Origin of the sequence: Actinomadura sp. 7K507 (assembly GCF_004348425.1) — a bacterium.
Taxonomy (GTDB): Bacteria; Actinomycetota; Actinomycetes; order Streptosporangiales; family Streptosporangiaceae; genus Spirillospora.
In genome coordinates this window covers 1-15908 of the sequence record NZ_SMKK01000224.1, presented here as the reverse complement: position 1 = coordinate 15908, position 15908 = coordinate 1, and the positions used below count along the sequence as shown (strand labels likewise).

Genomic DNA, 15908 nt, shown 5'->3' with positions numbered 1-15908 from the left:
GCCCACCACCCCCGGCACTCGCGCCACATAGCGAGAACGGGCCTCAGCGCATCGCTGAGACCCGTTCAGTCGCTTGAAGTCCCCGAACCGGGGTGGACGGTCAGTAACGGCCGAGAATCAAGCTCATCGCCTCGGACCGCGTCTCCGCATGATCGCGGAAGTCGCCGCGCACCGCCGACGTCACCGTCTTCGCGCCCGGCTTCCGCACACCGCGCATGGTCATGCACAGATGCTCGGCCTCGATCACCACGATCGCGCCCCGCGGCTCCAGCACGCTCATCAGCGCGTCGGCGACCTGGCTGGTCAGCCGCTCCTGGACCTGCGGGCGGCGCGCGTACACGTCCACCAGCCGCGCCAGCTTCGACAGACCGGTGATCTGGCCCTTCTTGTTGGGCGTGTACCCCACGTGGGCAACCCCGTGGAAAGGCACGAGATGGTGCTCGCACACCGAGTAGACCTCGATGTCCTTGACCAGGACCATCTCTTCATGGTCGGCGTCGAACACCGTGGTCAGCGCGTCTTCCGGCGTCTGGCGCAGGCCGGCGAACTGCTCGGCGTACGCACGCGCAACCCTGGCCGGAGTCTCGCGGAGCCCATCGCGGTCGGGGTTCTCCCCGATGCCGATCAGGATCTCGCGCACCGCCTTCTCGATCCGCGCGTGATCGAAACCGGGTGGCTCCTCCAGGATCCGTGCCTCACCCTCGACGAACGCCCGCCCCGCATCGCGCGCGGCCTCGTCCGCCCTCCGCCGGTCCCGGGCGTCCGCGGACGAGCCCGGGGGCGATGTCTCGCCCCCAGGCTCGTCACGCACAGGCTTCTCGTCCTGCGAATCAGCCAACGGGGTCAGCTTTCGCCCTGGGCCGGGTCAGCGGCCTCCGAGGTGACGCCGCTCTGGCCGTTGCCCTTGGTCAGGTCGGTGACGTCCTGAGGGCCGAGCAGGGCCAGTTCCTTGCGCGTGAGGATGGGCGGCCGGTCGGACGGGAGACGCTTGCCATAGCCCGTGTAGGAGTTCTGGTGCGGCCGCTTCTCGATCGGCGCGAAGATCTCCAGGACCTGGTCCTTGGACAGGGTCTCCTTCTCCATGAGGTTGACGACCAGTTCGTCCAGGACGTCCCTGTACTGGACCAGGATCTCCCACGCGGTGTCGTGCGCGCCCTCGATGTAGCGGCGGACCTCGTCGTCGATCGCGGAGGCGATGTCCTCGGAGTAGTCGCGCTCGTGGCCCATGTCGCGGCCGAGGAAGACCTCGCCCTGCGCAGAGCCGAACTTGCGCGCTCCCAGACGCTCGCTCATGCCGTACTCGGTCACCATGTTGCGCGCGATCGAGCTGGCCTTCTCGATGTCGTTGGCCGCACCGGTGGTCGGCTCGTGGAAGACCAGTTCCTCCGCGGTGCGCCCGCCGAGCAGCATGGCGAGCTGGTCGTTCATCTCCGAGCGCGTGGTGAGGAACTTGTCCTCCATCGGCAGGGTCATGGTGTAGCCCAGGGCCCGTCCGCGCGGCAGGATCGTCACCTTGTGCACCGGGTCGGAGTTCGGCAGCGCGTGCGCCACCAGAGCGTGCCCGCCCTCGTGGTAGGCGATGATCTTCTTTTCCTTCTCCGACATCACGCGGGTCTTGCGTTCCGGCCCCGCCATGACGCGGTCGATGGCCTCCTCGAGGGTGTCCATGTCGATCAGCTTCTGGTCGAAGCGCGCGGTGAGGAGCGCCGCCTCGTTGATCACATTGGCCAGGTCCGCACCGGTGAAGCCGGGGGTACGGCGCGCGATCGTGTCGAGCTCGACGTCCGGGCCGAACGGCTTGCCGCGGCCGTGCACCTTCAGGATGCCCTTGCGGCCCTCCAGGTCCGGGCGGTCCACGGTGACCTGGCGGTCGAACCGGCCGGGACGCAGCAGCGCCGGGTCCAGGATGTCGGGACGGTTCGTCGCCGCGATCAGGATCACGCCGCCCTTGACGTCGAAGCCGTCCATCTCGACCAGCAGCTGGTTGAGGGTCTGCTCGCGCTCGTCGTGGCCGCCGCCGAGCCCCGCGCCGCGGTGCCGGCCGACGGCGTCGATCTCGTCGATGAAGATGATCGAGGGCGCGTTGGTCTTGGCCTGCTCGAACAGGTCGCGGACGCGGGAGGCGCCGACGCCGACGAACATCTCGACGAAGTCGGAACCGGAGATCGAGTAGAACGGCACCCCTGCCTCGCCGGCCACGGCGCGCGCCAGCAGCGTCTTACCGGTGCCGGGCGGGCCGTACAGCAGCACGCCCTTGGGGATCTTGGCGCCGATCGACTGGAACTTCCCCGGGTTCTGGAGGAAGTCCTTGATCTCTTCCAGTTCCTCCAGGGCCTCGTCGGCCCCGGCCACATCGGCGAACGTCGTCGTCGGAGTGTCCTTGGTGATGAGCTTCGCCTTGGACTTGCCGAAGTTCATCACGCGCGAGCCGCCGCCCTGCATCTGATTCATGATGAACAGGAAGATCAGCACGATGATGATGATGGGCAACAGGCTGAACAGCAGGCTCATGAAGAAGCTCTGCTGCGGGACCTCGACGTCGTAGCCGCCGGACAGCTTGCCCGCGTCGGCCTGCTTCTGCAGCGCCTGCTGCATCTGGTGTCCCTGGCCCCCGACCCAGGACGTCTCCTGATGCTCACCGTTGTTGAGCGTCAGCTCGATTCGCTGGTCCTTGTCAATGATCTTGGCGGACTTCACCTGTCCTGCGTTGATCTCCTGGACGACCTTCGAGGTGTCCACCTTCTCGTACGAAGGGCCAGGGTTGATGCCCCACATGAGAAGGGCGACCAGGAGGCCGAACAGCAGGATCCACAGCAGCGGTCCGCGAAAGTAGCGCTTCACGTCCATTTATCCGGTTACCCCTCCGGGGCCCGTCCCTCCTGACCAACATCTGCGTACAGTCCTCGCCCGTCCCCGGGGGACGGACGCCGGGGCGACCAACAATGCGACTCACGAGGGGTCCGCCGCCCAGGGCTCCGGACCCGTCGCAGCGGCTTCCCTCATGTGGCTCCCCAACCCGAGGGTCCGGGACACCGACGGTACACCGCAGGGCGCAGAAGACGCAGCCGACGCTGTTCCCCTGCATCCATTCCATATACCCGTCAACGACCTTTGCAACGATTCGTCACGGTCTCTTGTTCCCTGGAGGCGGCCCGCAAGCGTCTCAGCGGCACATGAGCGAGGCTCCTCGCCTGGACGCGGCTACGCGCCGTCTCCACCGTAGACGTGCGGGGCGAGCGTGCCGACGAACGGCAGGTTCCGGTACTTCTCCGAGTAGTCCAGCCCGTAGCCGATGACGAACTCGTTGGGGATGTCGAACCCGACGTACTTCACGTCGATGTCGGTCTTGACCGCCTCCGGTTTGCGCAGCAGCGCGCAGATCTCCAGCGAAGCGGGTCCACGCGACAGCAGGTTGCTCACCAGCCACGACAGGGTCAGACCCGAGTCTACGATGTCCTCCACGATCAGGACGTGCCGGTCGATGATGTCGGTGTCGAGGTCCTTGAGGATGCGCACGACCCCCGACGACTTCGTGCCCGAGCCGTAGGACGACACGGCCATCCAGTCCATCGAGGCGGGCGTGTGCAGCGCCCGCGCCAGGTCCGCCATGACCATGACGGCGCCTTTCAAGACCCCGACCAGCAACAGGTCCTTGCCGGTGTAGTCGTCGTCGATCTGCTCGGCGAGCTCCCGCACCTTCGCCTGCAGGTCCGCCTCGGGAATCAGCACCTTCGCCAGGTCCGTGCCCAGGTCCTTCTCGTCCACTACCCCACCCTCATCGCTCAGACCTCGCCCGTCCGGCCGAACAGCAGCTTCCCATACCGCCGGATGGCCCGTAGCCCCCCGGGCAGGTCCACGTGCCGCTGGCCGCGCCAGGCCGTGACCAGCCGTTCCACCGCATCGACATGGACGGCCGCGAGCGTACCCGGTGGGCTGCCGGCCTTGAGCGCGGCCATCCGCAGAACCCGGGTGCGGACGGCTCTGGGCAGCTCCGCGAGACCTTCCAGACGGACGGCCACGCCGTGCCCGTCTTCGGAGACCTCCAGGTCGGTGAACGCCCGTGCGGCGAGGTCTTCCAGGAAGTCCGCGTCATCGCGCAGCATCCTCGCAGTCCGCGCCAGGGCCTCGGCAACACCGGGGCCGAGGGTCTTCTCCAGGACGGGCAGCGCTTCATGGCGGACGCGCACGCGTGCGTAGACGGGATCGACGTTGTGGGGGTCGTCCCAAGGGTCCAGCCCCATCGCCTTGCAGGCCCCACGTGTGGTCGCGCGATCGAGCTCCAGCAACGGCCTCAGGTAGTGAACACCGGACTGGCGCCGGAATCCGTTCGGCATACCTGACAGCGAACGAGCTCCAGAACCACGCGCCAGCCCCATCAGAACGGTCTCGGCTTGGTCGTCCTGGGTGTGACCCAGAAGGACCGCTGCGGCTCCCAGCCGGTCGGAGGCCTTGTCGAGCGCTGCGTAGCGGGCGTCCCGGGCGGCGTTCTCCGGCCCGCCTGCCCCGTCGACGGTGACCGCGATCGATCCGGATGGGTCGAGGCCAAGGTCCGCCATCACTCGCACTACGGCGTCGGCACGCTCGCCTGAACCCTCCTGGAGGCCGTGGTCGATCGTGACACCGCCCGCAGGACGTCCCGCCCTGGGCGCCTCGAACGCCAGTGCACCGGCGAGCGCCAGGGAGTCCGCGCCGCCACTGCACGCGGCCAGCACCATCGCCCCTGGCGGGAGGTCCGCCAGGACGCGCCGTACCGCGAGACGTACCGCAGCCACTGCCGGATCAGGCCCCATGCAAAACCTCTACCACCGCCCGGCGTCCCGCACGCACGGCAGCCCCCGGCACCACCGCGCAAGGCTCGATCACCCAGCGGACCAGCCCGCTCGGGACGGCCCCAGCCTTGGCCAGGCTCGGTCGGATCGGTCGGGTCGGATCGGTCGGGTCGGATCGGTCGGGTCGGATCGGTCGGGTCAGGCTTCGTTGGCTTCGGGGGGCGCGTCGAGGGCAGGAGGACCGACGACCCTGGCCATCCACAGGGCCGGCTCCTTGATCTCGTCATGCGTGGGCAGCGACTCCGGGGACTGCCACACCTGGTTGAACCCGCTCATGCCCACCTCGGCGACGACCCTCCGGACGAACCGCGAACCCTCGGCGTACTGCTTCATCTTGAGGTCGATGCCGAGGAGGCGGCGGATCGTCTTGTCGAGCCTGGAGCCGCCGTCCCGCCGCCCCTGGAAGCGCGAACGGATCTGCTGCACCGACGGCACCACTTCAGGGCCCACCGCGTCCATCACGTAGTCGCCGTGCCCTTCGACCAGGGTCATCACCGCGGTGAGACGGTCGAGGATCTCGCGCTGCTCCGGACTCTGGATCGCGTCGATGAGGTTGGCGTCGCCGCCGCGCACGGCGTCCGCGACGGCCTCTGCAGCGTCACGGATGCGATCCAGCATCACGCCTGGATCAAGGTCGGACGCGAGCAGGAACTGGGTCATCTGGTCCTGCACGTACTCGCGCAGCCACGGGACACCCGTGAACTGGGCGCGGTGAGTCTCCTCGTGGAGGCACACCCAGAGGCGGAAGTCGTGCGCCACCACATCGAGCTCCTGCTCGACGTGCACGATGTTGGGCGCCACCAGTGTCAGCCGTCCCGTCGGCGCCTGGCCGGACGGGTCCGGCGGCAGGAACAGCTCGTACTGCCCCAGGACACGGCTGGCCATGTAGGCGAGGATCGCGCCGACCTGCATGCCGGTGACGCGGGAGCCGACGGCCTGGACGACCACGTTGCCCGCACCACCGAGCGGTCCGGGGCCGCGCTTGTCGTTCATCTGTTCCATGAGCGGTTCCAGGACCACCCGGAATCCGTCCACGTTCGCCCGGATCCAGCCGGGCCTGTCCACGATCGTCGCGGGGTCGGGATCGAGCTCGGAGGCCATGCCGGTGAAGTCCCGGACATGCCCGTGCGCGATCTTCGACAGGTCTCGGAGCTCCGCCACGACCTCGCGGGCCTCGGCATGGCTGACCTGCGGTCCCGGCCTGACGAGCCGGGTTCCGGCCTGGACCGCCACGTTCCAGTCGATCATTGAGGCGCTCATGTACTCCACCGTACGTTTCGGACGTGGCGCCGGAGCGCCTCTGCTCAGTCGTTCAACGAACAACCGTCCTGGTTATCTCCCATATGACCCCACCCACACACCGTTCAGCCTCCGGCGGACGGCGCGCCACCGCAGCCGCACGCCGCGACGGCGGCCGCGAGCTGGTCGAGCTTGCCGGGATCGACCGGCCCCTCGCCGTCCCCCGCCATGAAGGCGAACGCCAGCAACCGGCCGTCGGCGTCGTAGGCCAGCCCGGCCAGCGTGCTGACGCCCGCCAGCGTGCCGGTCTTGGCGCGGACCATCCCGGCCCCGGCCTGGCTGGAGGCGGCGCCGAAGCGAGGCAGGCCCAGCGTCCCGGAGAACCCGGCGACCGGAAGGCCGGTAACGGCCGAGCGGAGTTCCGGATGCTCGTCATCGGCGGCGAGTGAAGTGAGACGGGCGAGCGCGAGGGGCGTGATGCGGTTGCGCGTGGACAGGCCGCTGCCGTCGTTGACCGAAACCCCCTCCGCTACACCGAGCTTGGCGACGGCCTGCTGCACGGCCTGTGCGGCGTCCGCGAACGTTGCCGGACGGCCCAGCTTGAGGGCGACCTGCCTGGCCACCGCTTCGGCCACGTCGTTGTCGCTTTCGGTCATCAAGTGCTCCACCAGGACGGACATCGGTGGTGATTGGACCGCCCCGAGCCGCACCGCCCCCTTCTGCGCGGTCGTCCTGCGTCCGGGCTTCGCACTCACCCCGTTCTCGGACAGCAGCTGCGCGAACTGCTTCACCGCAGCTGCGGGCGGGTCCGAAACCCGCGTCCGCTTGGACGAGTCCCCTGGAGACACCCGTCCCTCGTCGACCGCCAGTGCGCTGACCGGAGCGACCTCACCGTCAGGCACGTAGTTGGGCTTCCACCCGGCGGCCGTACGAGGCCCCTGGTAGGCGGACGCGTCATAGTCCACGTGCACCTGCCGCACCCCGGACACCTTCAACGCCGTGGCCGTCTGCTGAGCCAGGCCCAGGAGCGACGCCCACCGCGGGCGGCCGTCCCCAGCGCGCGCTGGAAGTGCCGTCAAGGTAGGATCCCCGCCTCCGACCAGTACGATCCGGCCGCCGGCACCCTGCACGACCTGTGTGGTGATCCGGTGTGCGGGACCGACCGAGGCCAGCGCCGCCACCGACGTCACCAGCTTCGTCGTCGAGGCAGGGGTCGCGGGCCGGTCGGCCCGCCGCTCGAACAACGGACGGCGGGTCGCCGCGTCGATCACCACCGCGTTGATCTTCGCGCGGGGACCGCCGATCAGGTCCGTGAGCCGTCCGGCCAGCGTGGACGCGTCCGGCAGCGGCCGCGACGCCGGATCGGCCGCGGGAATCGCGAGCGAGGCCGGAACCCGGACGAGGTCGCGCGCGGCCACGCTGGGCGGCTGCGGGGACAGGTGACGGTCAGGTGTGAGTTTGGCCACTGCCAGCCCGGCGGTGACGGTGAAAACGTTAAGGAGGGACAGCGACAGGACCATGAGGGCACGGCCCCGTCCGGGCACTTGACCGCCCCTCTCCCACTCAGCACTCACCAACGTGCGACATCCTTATACAAGGGAACACCCTGTGTGGACGGCCTCGCCCACGGGCTCCCGAAAGACTATTCACTGCAGCGCGCAGGGAGCGGAGGACATCTTGGATTTCGACGTCACCATTGAGATCCCCAAGGGCCAGCGGAACAAGTACGAGGTGGACCACGAGACCGGGCGCATCCGGCTCGACCGCATGCTGTTCACCTCGACGCAGTACCCGGCCGACTACGGGTTCATCGAGAACACCCTCGGCGAGGACGGCGACCCGTTGGACGCCCTGGTCCTGCTGCAGGAGCCGACGTTCCCGGGCTGCCTCATCCGCTGCCGCGCCGTGGGCATGTTCCGGATGACCGACGAGGCCGGTGGTGACGACAAGGTCCTGTGCGTCCCCGCGACCGACCCCCGCATGGAGCACCTGCGCGACATCCACCACGTCGCCGAGTTCGACCGCCTGGAGATCCAGCACTTCTTCGAGGTCTACAAGGACCTGGAGCCTGGCAAGTCCGTCGAGGGCGCCAGCTGGGTGGGACGCGACGGGGCGGAGCTGGAGATCGAGCGGTCCCTCAAGCGCGCGGCGGACCAGGGCGGCCACTGAGCGTCGCCTGCCCGGCCCACCGGACGCCCGCCTCTGCCGGCCGGTCGTGCCGACGGTTCGCGGCGACCGTTCGCGCCGACCGGCGGGCCGCGCCCAGTCCGGGAGTCGCGGACGGCGCCGATCCGCTCCCGCGCCCCCGCGGCACGACTAGCGAAGACCCTTCCGCACGGGCAACCGCGCGGAAGGGTCCTCACCTTCCACCGCACCGCGCTCCTTCTGCACCACCGGCCTTCTGCACCACCGGCCTTCTGCACCACCGGCCTTCTGCACCACCGGCCTTCTGGACCGGCTCCTTCTGGACCGGCTCCTTCTGGGCCGGGTTCCTGCCGCACCACGGGCCTTCCGCACCACGGGCCTTCCGCACCACGGGCCTTCCGCACCACGGGCCTTCCGCACCACGGGCCTTCCGCACCACGGGCCACATGAGCTGCACCGCGCGCCTTGAGCCGCGGGCTGGGTGAGCGCTTGAGGGTCAGACGGAGGGGCGGGTCGCGCCGATCAGGTCGCCTCGGTGGATGCTGGATATGCGCACCCGTCCGCCGGTGTAGGGCGCTTCCACCATCTGGCCATCGCCGATGTTGATGCCCACATGGTGGATGGTGCGGGGGTCGGACGTGTCCTTCGCGAAGAACACGAGATCACCTGGGCGTAGCGCGTCGATGGGGATGTGCGGGCCCGATGTCCACTGCGTTCCGGTCCAATGGTCGAGCCGTACGTCGGCCTTGTCCCACGCGTACATCGCCAGGCCCGAGCAGTCGAAGCCGCGGATTCCGGCGCCGTGCGCTATGCCACGGCTAGGACCGGCTGTGGTGCCTCCGCCCCAGGAGTACGGGGTGCCGAGCCATTTCAGTGCCGCTCGCACTGCGACCGCACCGCGCGCGACCGCCGTCGTCGGCGACTCGGGGGAACGTCCAGAATCCGTGAAGGCGGTGCGGGCCTTGCGCGCTTCCGCCTTCTCCGACGCTCGTTCCCGCGCGCGCTTGAGCCGTGCAGCTCGCATCTGAGCATTGCCGAGCCGACGCTCCAGACGCCGCTTCTCTGCCTTGATGCGTTGCAGGGACTCCTGTTGGCCGGCCACGGCCTCCTGCGCGAGCCGTTTGGCCTCCTCCGCACGTTTCGTCGCCGCCCCTTGCTCGTCGATCGCCTTCTGCGCCTGACGGCGGAACACGTCGGCGACGCTCTTGGACGCCTCCACCCGGCGGACCATCGCGGTGCGCCTCTTGACGAGCATCTCGACCAGCGCGGCACGGTCCATGAAGCCCTGCGGGCCACCGTCGCCGACCAGCGCCGAGGAGATCTGGTCGTAGCCGGTGTTGTTGCGGTAGAGCTGCGCGGCGAACGACGCCAGGCCGGCCCGCGCCTGCTCCGTCCTCCGGTCGGCCTCGGCCAGGCGCGCTTGGGCATCCTGATAAGCCTGCTGGGAGCGGTGCAGTTTGATCTGCTCGCCGTTGTAGCGCTCCACGGCGGCCGCTGCGGCGCGGGCGAGCCGATCGAGTTCACCATCCGCCTGCGCGAGCTTGGCCTTCGTCCGGCCGACCTGTGCAGCCCGTTCCCTGACCTCCTGCTCGCTGTGCTCGATTTCCCCCGCGCCTGGGGTCGGATCAGCGGCGGCGGGGCGGACCGACGCGGACGGCACCAGAAGGCTCATCCCGATCGCCACGCTGGAGGAGAAGGCGGCCAGCCGCAACGTCACACCGCGGGCGGGAAACGAGGTCGCGCGACGAGTCTGTGCTGCGCCAGGTGACATGAGCACGTCCTCCCCCCGGCATGCACTGCTTAGCGCAAACGATCACCTACGAAGAGTAGTTGACTCAGGCAAGGGCAGGTAGTTCCGCCACTCCCCGTCAGGGACTGGACGTCGCGCTCGTACCGGGAGAGCCCGCGCTAGGAGAACTCGCACTGGGAGAGGGCGTCGGGGTCGGTGACGGCGGCTCCGTGGACGGCGGCGGATCCGGTTCGCCATTGGAGGGCGGTGGCCCGGAGGGTGGCGGTTCCGGGGATGACGGTGGAGTTGTCTGGGTGGGCGACGGATCGCCCGGACGGTGCGTCCCCGGCGGTGTCGACGGATCCCCGGGGCCAGGCCCCGTAGGCGTCGGCGAGGGCGTCGGATCCGGGTCTGGAGCGTCCGGGCGCCAGGTGACGTGCACCTGGGTCCCGCCAGGCGCGAACGTGATGATGCCCTCCCCGCGGGAGTTCGACCGTCGCGACACGTGGACGCGCACGGTCACGCTTCGTCCGGCCGCAAGATGCCCAGAGGTCGGGTGAAGTCGAATGCCTCCCCGGCTCGTTGCCTGCCACGCCACCTGTCCGCCTTCTGCCCGGAGGGCTATGGACCCGTCAGAGCCCCCTGCCAGGTCCAGAAAGAGCGGAGAGACCGCCAGCGTGCCCTGGGCCGGAGAGCCCGAAGGAGCGGCCACGGGCGGCGGCGCCGGCGACGACGGTGTCCGCAGGGCGGTCGGCGGGGCGGACGAGGCTCTCGCGCCAAGCGGGAATGTGGCGGACACAGGAGAGGCGTCAAGGTAGCCGACAACATCCGGATGGTCTGACCGCCGCCCATGTTCCGGTCGTTGCGAGACACCGGGAACCGCAGACGGACGTGGGCCGGCGACAGTGTCAGCGTCCCGTCGCCCGGTATCGAAGAGCCCGTACATGGAGGCGACCCCACCGCCGGACAGAACGCCTACCACGATGAGCACCACAGCGGCACGGACGGCCTGGGCCCCGAGCCGCGGCTCCTTCGAGGTGGAACGTGTCCTGCGGAAGCGATTCAGCCACGTCCGCCTCCCCTGGCCCGGCGGCCAGGGCGGCCGCGCCGGTTGCGTGGCCTGGACGGGGAATCCGTCGGGCGTGAACTCGGTGATACGGGTGGCTACGAAGAGCCTGTAGCCGACCAGTTCCGGGTCAAGGAAACAACTCATCACCCGTAGCCGGAGTTCCGCCACCACACCGGGATCCGGAAGCAGCCCGTAGACCTTGGCCGCGGATACGGTACGGGGCCGGAACGCGCAGCAGACGGAGCAATTCCCCGAATGCTCCATCAGCCGACCGTTCAGGTCGTGGGTGAGTGCACCGTGCCGTTCCCGCAGAAGCACGGCACGTTCCGCGCAGCCGTACGGCCCCTGATGCGCGAGCATTTCGGCCGTCAACGCCTCTTCGATCTCGCCGTGGGCACGGTCGAGCGACGACTGGGCGTCCTTCAGCGGCACATCGAACACCGCGGCCAGGTCGGGCAAGGACAGTTGGTGCCGGACCCGCAGGTCCAGGATCTCCCGGGAGAGCGGCGTCAGCGCCAGCACCGCCTGCCACGCCATGATGCGCTGGTCGACGTCCTCCTGGTCGTGGCTGGCGACAGGCACGTCCGGCGGCTGTTCCCTCGGCGGCAGCCTGCGCGCGCATTCCAGCCGGGCTATGGCGTAGAGCCACGGCGCGAACCGGCCCGGGTCCCGAAGCCTGCCGATGTGCGCCTCGGCTCCGATGAACGTGTCGCGCAACGCCACCTGGGCGGCGTCCCGGTTCCGCAACTGAAACCAGCAGTAGGCGTAGAGCCGGTCGGCATGGGCGTCGTACAAGGCGGCCGGGGCGTCCGGATCACGCTCGCGCAGCGCCTCGACCAGGAGATGGTCGTTCATGCCACAAAACGTAAAGGCTCGGAGCGCTCTTTACTGGCCAATTCAAGAGATCGAACTCAGATACCGAACACCATTCTTACTCTTGGTAACACTTTTGGAAGAGTGTCGCGAATGGGGGCATTGAGGCGTTTCGCCCGGAGTCCTCCAACTAAAACGATCGATCATTCGGCAGCGTGAACCAGTCAATCAGGCAGAAGTATTTCCATCATCGGCGGCAGCGACCGTTCAGCCGCCGCCGCGATGGAGGCGACCTGTGCACTGGTGTAGATGACCGGCTCGCCTGCAATGGCGCGTGGGATCGCCCTCGCCGGATAGAACAGCACTCCCTCGTGCTCTACACCGTCCCGCGCGACACGAGCACCATGCACAACCACGATCGGCGTGACGTGCACGTCTTGGTCCAACTCCTCGGAGAGCAGTGCGGACACCGTGTCGGCGGCCCGTGCGGCCACACCGGTGACACTGGCGACGGGCTTGTGCCCAACCCACAAGCGGCGTTGCTCTGTACGCAACCGAGCACCCCACCGAAGCCGCCGGCTGGCGACCGCATAGATGCCGGACAGGCCGACCACCAGGTGATCGAGATTCGTCGTCACGGTGCCGTCCAGCAGGGCCCGGTCATGCAGAACGTGAAAGCCCGCCGGGTCCAGGCGAGCCAGCCTCCGGCCGGTACTGCGCTCGGCCAGGGCGCCCCGTCGCCAATTGGTCACGGGCCCTGGCCGGAACCTCACATACGCGACGTGCCCGACGAAGACGAGGGCGGCGACCAGGGGCCCCGCCCACCAGACGCTCACGCCCGCCGCGACGACCCCCGCACCACCGGCCACCGCCGCCCGCACCGCACGCCGCTCCCAGCGATGCTCCGCGGCCAGCGCGCGATAGCGGTGCAGGGCCGAGGCCCCGGCGCCGGACACGCCGATACCGCTGCTGCGCACCGCAAGGCCCCTTTTCCTCGGCCCCCGAGCCGCACCTAGAGGCACAAGAGTGCGGCAGCCCGGCGGTTCCATCAAGGATTTCCGGGACTTGATCTTCGATTGGAATTGACACTGTCATCGTGACAGTGTCATCATGAGGTCCATGGAAGGTACCTGGACGATCAGCGAGCTGGCGGAGCGCGCCGCCGCGGCGCTTGCCGCGGACGGATCCGCGCAGGTCAGCGGCCGGGTGCGCGACCTGCCCAACGAACGGCTGATCCGCTGGTACACCACGATCGGCCTTGTCGACCCGCCCCTCGGGCGACGCGGCCGCACCGCGCTGTACGGCCCGCGCCACCTCCTGCAACTCGTCGCCGTGAAGCGCCGCCAGGCCACGGGGCGCTCGATCGCCGAGATCCAACTCGAACTCGCCGCCGCCACCGACGCGACCCTCGAACAAGTCGCCGCCCTCCCACTCCCCGCTCCGACACCCCCGACGACCCAAACAAGCCCACCCGACGCCGCAAGCACCGCCGCAAGTACCGCCTCCAAGCCGGGCGCCCCCGGAGCGAGCACCACCGGAACAAACACGGACGGAGCGGGCACCACCGAAACGGGTATCGCCGGAGCAGGCGTCCCCGGACCAAGCGCCACTGGAACGGGCGCGGACGGATCGGGCGCGGACGGATCGGGCGCCCCGGGCACGGGCATCGCCGGAGCGGGCGCCGCCGGAATGGACATCGCCGCCTCAGCGGGCGCCATCGACCTATCGGGCACCGACCATGCGGACGTCGCCGACCGGACGGGGGCCCACGGAGCAGGCGCGGCGGAACCGTCGGGGCCGTCGGACGCAGGAGTCGGGGACGAATCCGCCCGTACCGCCTTCTGGAGCACGCGGCCTGACGTGTCCTACTCCGACGTGTCCTACTCCGAGGCCGCCATGGCCGATGACTACGGCAAGCCGGACGCCTCCGCCGAGGCTCGTCCCTCCGTCGTTCAGGGGGTCCGGCTCACGCCCGACCTCACGCTTCTGCTCGACGTCCCCGCCCTGGACGGTGATGACCTCGCCGCCATCGAGACCGCCGCACGCCCGCTGCTCGACGAGCTGCGGCGGCGCGGTCTGCTCTCCCCCGCAGCAACAAGCCCCGCGTTCCTGCCCGCCGACTCTTCCCGGAGGTCCCAGTGACCGTGCGCATACTGCCGCTACCCGACACCGAGCCCCCGGCCACCGACCGCGGGATCGGAGCGCTCACCACCGACAAGGGCAACCTGCCGCTCGACTCCGTCGACGTGCATGCCTCGATCACCGGGCTCGCCGCCGGCATCGAGGTCGTCCAGGGCTTCCGCAACCCCTTCGACATGCCTCTGGAGGCCACCTACATCTTTCCGCTGCCCGACCGCGCCGCAGTCACCGCGCTGCGCATGGAGGCCGCCGACCGGGTCATCGAGGGGACGCTGAAGGAGCGCGGCCGTGCCCGGCAGGACTACGACGCCGCCATCGCCGCCGGGCAACGCGCCGCGATCGCCGAGGAGGACCGCCCGGACGTCTTCACCATGCGGGTCGGCAACATCCTTCCCGGTGAACGCGTCACGATCAGGCTGACGCTCAACCAGCCCCTACCGCACGAGTCGTCCTCCAGCGCGACGTTCCGTTTCCCGCTCGTCGTCGCACCCCGCTACATTCCGGGCGCGCCGCTGGACGGTGAACGCGCCGGATCCGGCGTCGCCGACGACACCGATGCCGCGCCGGACGCGTCCCGGATCAGCCCGCCCGTCCTGCTGCCAGGATTCCCCAACCCGGTACGGCTGGCGGTCACGGTCGACATCGACCCTGCCGGGCTGCCGCTGACCCAGATCCGCTCGGCACTGCACGTTGTGGCCGAAGAAGGCGACGGCGAACGCACCACCGTCCGGCTGCGGCCGGGAGAACGCCTCGACCGCGACTTCATCCTGCGTCTGGATTACGCCCCGCATGAGAGCGCGGCGCTGTCCCTGGTCCCGGACGAGTCCGGCGAGGAGGGGACGTTCAGCCTGACCGTGCTGCCCTCCGGTGAGGCCCGGCCGAGCCCGCGCGACGTGGTGCTGGTCCTCGACCGTTCCGGCAGCATGCAGGGCTGGAAGATGGTCGCCGCCCGCCGCGCCGCCGCCCGCATCGTCGACACGCTCCGCTCCGAGGACAGATTCGCCGTCCTGTCCTTCGACACCGTCATCGAACGTCCCCGCGACCTCGGCACCGGACTGGCCGACGGCACCGACCGCAACCGGTTCCGCGCGGTCGAGCATCTGGCGGCGCTGAACGCCCGCGGCGGGACCGAGATGCTCGGCCCGCTCGACGAGGGCTGCCGCCTGCTCGCCGACTCCGCGCGCGACCGGGTGCTGGTCCTCATCACCGACGGCCAGATCGGCAACGAGGACCAGATCCTCGCCCGGCTGGATCCCCACCTGCGCGGTGTCCGCGTCCACACGGTCGGCATCGACCGGGCCGTCAACGCGGGGTTCCTGAACCGTCTCGCCGCCCTCGGCCAGGGTCGCTGCGAGCTGGTCGAATCCGAGGACCGTCTCGACGAGGCGATGGAGCACATTCACCACCGGATCGCCGCGCCGCTCGCGACCGGGCTCACCCTCCACTCCGACGACCTGGAACTCGTCCCCGACTCGGTAGCCCCCAGCCGGCTCGGTGCGCTGTTCCCCGGCGTACCGCTGGTGGTCGCGGGGCGTTTCCGCGGCGCCCCCGCCGGCTCGCTGTCGATCCGCGGCACCGGATCCACCGGGACCGCGTGGGAACAGCACGCCACGGGCAGCGTCACCAACGACCCTGCCACCACATCCATCTGGGCCCGCGCGCACCTCCGCGACCTGGAAGACCGCTACACGGTCGGCGGCCCCGACGACCTGGAACAACGCATAGTGAACACGTCCCTCCGCTTCGGCGTCCTTTGCCGTTTCACGGCGTTCGTGGCCGTGGACAGCCGCGTGGTCACCGAAGGCGGCACCCCGCACCAGGTCGTCCAGCCGGTGGAGACACCCAGCGGCTGGGCCCAGCCCACCGCCGCCCCGAGAATGATGGCCGCCGCCTACTCGGCCGCGGCGGATAGCCTGTCGGCGGAGCGCGGCGCACCCCCTGGGAG

General features: G+C 69.6%; 12 protein-coding genes. 3 read left to right on the top strand and 9 right to left on the bottom strand.

Features of this window, described 5'->3' with window-relative positions:
- Nucleotides 1-100 precede the first annotated feature (100 nt).
- The 6 genes from folE to dacB all read right to left on the bottom strand — a co-directional run bounded on the left by folE (nt 101) and on the right by dacB (nt 7612).
- Nucleotides 101-688: a GTP cyclohydrolase I FolE gene (gene folE / locus E1285_RS35615; protein ID WP_132158992.1), complete on the bottom strand. Its 588-nt coding sequence runs from the start codon at nt 686-688 to the stop codon at nt 101-103.
- 155 nt (nt 689-843) lie between these two features.
- Nucleotides 844-2847 (bottom strand): ATP-dependent zinc metalloprotease FtsH, encoded by a 2004-nt coding sequence (gene ftsH, locus E1285_RS35610; protein ID WP_132158989.1) that lies wholly within the window; start codon nt 2845-2847, stop codon nt 844-846.
- Nucleotides 2848-3201: 354 nt separating this feature from the next.
- Complete coding sequence (hpt, locus tag E1285_RS35605; protein WP_132158988.1) at nt 3202-3765, bottom strand: hypoxanthine phosphoribosyltransferase; 564 nt, start codon at nt 3763-3765, stop codon at nt 3202-3204.
- 17 nt (nt 3766-3782) lie between these two features.
- Nucleotides 3783-4790: a tRNA lysidine(34) synthetase TilS gene (gene tilS, locus E1285_RS35600; protein WP_132158987.1), complete on the bottom strand. Its 1008-nt coding sequence runs from the start codon at nt 4788-4790 to the stop codon at nt 3783-3785.
- A gap of 177 nt (nt 4791-4967) precedes the next feature.
- Nucleotides 4968-6077 (bottom strand): zinc-dependent metalloprotease, encoded by a 1110-nt coding sequence (locus E1285_RS35595; RefSeq protein WP_132158991.1) that lies wholly within the window; start codon nt 6075-6077, stop codon nt 4968-4970.
- A gap of 116 nt (nt 6078-6193) precedes the next feature.
- Complete coding sequence (gene dacB / locus E1285_RS35590) at nt 6194-7612, bottom strand: D-alanyl-D-alanine carboxypeptidase/D-alanyl-D-alanine-endopeptidase (protein ID WP_243723279.1); 1419 nt, start codon at nt 7610-7612, stop codon at nt 6194-6196.
- 133 nt (nt 7613-7745) lie between these two features.
- On the opposite strand from dacB, the gene E1285_RS35585 reads away from it, so the two are divergent.
- A complete protein-coding gene (locus tag E1285_RS35585) occupies nt 7746-8237 on the top strand; it encodes an inorganic diphosphatase (RefSeq protein WP_131880130.1) in 492 nt (163 codons plus the stop codon).
- 472 nt (nt 8238-8709) lie between these two features.
- On the opposite strand, the gene E1285_RS35580 is transcribed toward E1285_RS35585, so the two are convergent.
- The 3 genes from E1285_RS35580 to E1285_RS35570 form a co-directional block, all read right to left on the bottom strand.
- Entirely contained in the window at nt 8710-9930 is a 1221-nt protein-coding gene (locus tag E1285_RS35580) for an NlpC/P60 family protein (protein ID WP_243723278.1), read from the bottom strand.
- A gap of 151 nt (nt 9931-10081) precedes the next feature.
- The gene (locus E1285_RS48335) at nt 10082-11866 is read right to left on the bottom strand and encodes a sigma-70 family RNA polymerase sigma factor (protein ID WP_132158985.1); all 1785 of its coding nucleotides are present in this window, start codon (nt 11864-11866) and stop codon (nt 10082-10084) included.
- 182 nt (nt 11867-12048) lie between these two features.
- Nucleotides 12049-12801: a nuclease-related domain-containing protein gene (locus E1285_RS35570; protein WP_165966893.1), complete on the bottom strand. Its 753-nt coding sequence runs from the start codon at nt 12799-12801 to the stop codon at nt 12049-12051.
- 142 nt (nt 12802-12943) lie between these two features.
- Here E1285_RS35570 and E1285_RS47785 point away from each other — a divergent pair, with 142 nt between their 5' ends.
- Together E1285_RS47785 and E1285_RS35560 are read left to right on the top strand one after the other, a co-directional pair.
- Nucleotides 12944-13966, top strand: a complete 1023-nt coding sequence (locus tag E1285_RS47785) for a MerR family transcriptional regulator (RefSeq protein ID WP_243723277.1) — start codon at nt 12944-12946, stop codon at nt 13964-13966.
- Nucleotides 13963-15908, top strand: a 1946-nt coding sequence (locus tag E1285_RS35560) for a VIT domain-containing protein (protein WP_132158983.1), incomplete at its 3' end; no start/stop codon positions are given. The genes E1285_RS47785 and E1285_RS35560, both read left to right, overlap by 4 nt.

Excerpts from the sequence above, each read along its gene's own strand:
- ftsH (WP_132158989.1), bottom strand. The coding sequence starts at position 2,847 with ATGGACGTGAAGCGCTACTTTCGCGGACCGCTGCTGTGGATCCTGCTG.
- tilS (WP_132158987.1), bottom strand. The coding sequence starts at position 4,790 with ATGGGGCCTGATCCGGCAGTGGCTGCGGTACGTCTCGCGGTACGGCGC.
- E1285_RS35595 (WP_132158991.1), bottom strand. The coding sequence starts at position 6,077 with ATGATCGACTGGAACGTGGCGGTCCAGGCCGGAACCCGGCTCGTCAGG.
- E1285_RS48335 (WP_132158985.1), bottom strand. The coding sequence starts at position 11,866 with ATGAACGACCATCTCCTGGTCGAGGCGCTGCGCGAGCGTGATCCGGAC.
- E1285_RS47785 (WP_243723277.1), top strand. The coding sequence starts at position 12,944 with ATGGAAGGTACCTGGACGATCAGCGAGCTGGCGGAGCGCGCCGCCGCG.